This is a genomic window from Actinosynnema sp., from assembly GCF_052038725.1.
The window spans coordinates 1-1774 of sequence record NZ_JBQGCX010000820.1 but is presented as its reverse complement, the minus strand read 5'-3'; the positions used below and the strand labels follow the sequence as shown (position 1 = coordinate 1774).

Here is a 1774-nt window from a genome sequence, read left to right as displayed (position 1 = left end):
TCCCCCCCAAACACCGCCCGCCCCACCTCATACCGGGTTTCGTCAACCTCCAGCGGCTGCGTCAACGGGCACGTGGCCATCCCCGCCGCCGTGGCCGCCAACAACACCGCACTCATCGCCTCACCCGACCGCAGGCGCCCGAGCGGGTCATCCCGGATCGTCCCCAGCACCAGCAACGCGGCCTCATCCCGCTCAGCCCCAGCCCCAGGCGGCTGCGCCAACTCCCCAACCGGGAACTCCCGCATCCGCACCACCCCCCGCCCCGACCCGGCCGCGGGCACGCTCGCCGCAGGAACCCCGTCCGGACTCCCGCCACCCCGCCCGGTCCCGTTCCGCAACTCCAACCGGTACACCGGATCCGCCGACTGCACAGCCGCCGCCACCGAGATCGCGGGCACCAGGTGGGCGGGTCCGGCGACCCGTGCCACCACCCCCTCCGCCTCCGCGATCCGCTCCAACCGCTCCAGCGCCGCCTCGGGCGCCGCCCAGTTCGAGTAGTCCCGCCGATCGGTCCGCCGCCTCCGCAGCGCCGTCGCCATCCTGATCTCCGCAGCCGTCGGCACGTGCCGCGCGAACTCCACCGTCGCCAGGTGCTGCGGGTCGTCCGGGCTGGGCAGCCTGCGCACCAGCGCCCGCCAGCCGACGGCCGCCAGCGCCACCCTCAGGTGGTGCAGCGCGGCCCCGCAGCTGAGCAGCAGATCAGCGCCGTCGGGGTCGACGCCGGGCAGCCGCCGTCCGGTGTCGGCGTGCAGCTGCACGCTGCGCGCGCCCACCCGCCACCGCCACGGCTGCGTGTTGTGCACCGACGGCGCGCGGCAGGCCAAGGTCACCGCGGCTCGCACTGTCGCCGCGTCGGGTTGGCCCCGGTTCATCGCGCCCCACCTCCACATCCCCTCCACATCCCCTCCAGATCCCCACTGTCGACGCTGGCATTCGGACGCACCCCCCACACAGGGGCGGAGGTCCCTTCCGGGCCGGGCACCAACGGCCCTGTGGCGCGCGCCCGCGAGGAACGACGCTGGTGGTGCACTGGAGAGAACCGCGTGGGGAGGCCGAGTCTGATGGACGAGGGGTCGGAGCGGGAGGTCCGCGGGGACACCGCCGCCGGGGGCCGCAATTCACTGGCGCGCCCCGGAGACCTGCTCGAACGCGTGGTGATCGCGATCGCCGTGCTGCTCGTGCTGCTCGCTCTCCCCGTCGCCGCCGCGATCGGTTCCGAGGTGCACTCGATGCGCGCGGACTTCATCGCCACCGACGTCGCCGAGAAGCACCCCGTGACCGCCACCCTCACCGAGGACGCGCCGATCGTCGCGGGCACCACCGGTTTCGAGAACGTCGAGGCCCGCGCCGAGTGGACCACCCCCGCGGGCGCCACCCGCACCGGCCTGGTCGGCGCCCCGAACGGCAGCCCGGCGGGCGCCGAGATCGAGGTCTGGGTGGACGACCTGGGCGGCCTCGTCCCGCCCCCGCCCCAGTCCGACGGCGCGCTCATCGCGGGCGTCACCGTCGCACTCGGCCTGTGGGCCGCCTTCTCCGGCGTGATCGTCCTGGCCTGCATGGTGTTCCGCGCCTTCCTGAACCGCTTGCGCGCCACCAACCTCGAACGCGAGTGGGCCCGCGTCGAACCGGTCTGGACCAGCCGCGCGTGAGGCTCCGCTCCACCGCGTCCCACCAAACCGGGGCGCCCCACCACACCGGGGCGCCCCACCACACCGGGGCGCCCCACAAAATCGTTGCACCCCAACAAGAACCAACCAGCCCCGTAACCGAGGAG

The 1774-nt window shown here is 74.2% G+C and carries 2 protein-coding genes; one reads left to right on the top strand and one right to left on the bottom strand.

Annotated features, from left to right (window positions below; all coding sequences use genetic code 11):
- Positions 1-830 (bottom strand): Acg family FMN-binding oxidoreductase (locus ACTUAL_RS16910; RefSeq protein ID WP_440900940.1); only part of this gene is annotated, 830 nt, incomplete at its 3' end.
- A gap of 231 nt (positions 831-1061) precedes the next feature.
- Between ACTUAL_RS16910 and ACTUAL_RS16905 the strand changes: the two genes are divergently transcribed.
- On the top strand, positions 1062-1649 hold the full coding sequence (locus tag ACTUAL_RS16905; protein WP_440900939.1) for an Rv1733c family protein: 588 nt from the start codon (positions 1062-1064) through the stop codon (positions 1647-1649).
- Positions 1650-1774: the final 125 nt, after the last annotated feature.